Origin of the sequence: Coprococcus sp. AF21-14LB, from assembly GCF_003458885.1 — a bacterium.
GTDB lineage: Bacteria > Bacillota > Clostridia > Lachnospirales > Lachnospiraceae > UBA9414.
This window is the reverse complement of record NZ_QRVX01000140.1, coordinates 1-701: the sequence shown is the minus strand read 5'-3', so window position 1 is coordinate 701 and position 701 is coordinate 1. Positions and strand designations below refer to the sequence as shown.

2 rRNA genes are annotated in these 701 nt (G+C 47.8%); both read left to right on the top strand.

From position 1 onward, the window contains the following. Positions 1–196, top strand: a 16S ribosomal RNA gene (locus tag DWX73_RS13420); the annotation flags it as partial. A 209-nt stretch (positions 197–405) separates the two neighbouring features. Beyond that, positions 406–523, top strand: a 5S ribosomal RNA gene (gene rrf / locus DWX73_RS13415). The last annotated feature ends 178 nt before the right edge of the window (positions 524–701 follow it).

Below are 701 nucleotides of genomic sequence, written 5' to 3'. Positions count from 1 at the left end.
GTAATCGCGAATCAGCATGTCGCGGTGAATACGTTCCCGGGTCTTGTACACACCGCCCGTCACACCATGGGAGTCAGTAACGCCCGAAGTCAGTGACCTAACCTTAGGGGAGGAGCTGCCGAAGGCGGGACGGATAACTGGGGTGAAGTCGTAACAAGGTAGCCGTATCGGAAGGTGCGGCTGGATCACCTCCTTCTAAGGAAGAAGAAGTAAGAGCTGTTGTCTATTGCTTAGCTGTCAAGGAGTGAGTGCGCAGACTGTGAATCAGAGCTGTCGTGCAAGCTTGCTTGCAAAGACAGGGAAGAAGAACAGGATGCATAAGAAGGCTTGAGCGTAGCGCGAGAAGAAACGAAGTGGAATCGAGCGTGAAGAGAGAGCCGTACTCACGGAGTATAGCTGAATTTTTCTGGTGGCGATGCGCTTAGGGGAGACACCCGTTCCCATCCCGAACACGATGGTTAAGACCTAAGCGGCCGATGGTACTGCACTGGAGACGGTGTGGGAGAGTAGGTGGCCGCCAGATCATAAAAAAGTTTTACCAGTGATCAGGGTTCTGAAGAGATTCAGATTTCTGATGACTGATAAAACAGTCAATGTACCTTGAAAACCGCATATAAGAAATAAATTGATGAAAATATCAAGACATCCGAGGTAATTGTTATTAAATAATAATTATTCGAAACACTGATTCAAATGAATCA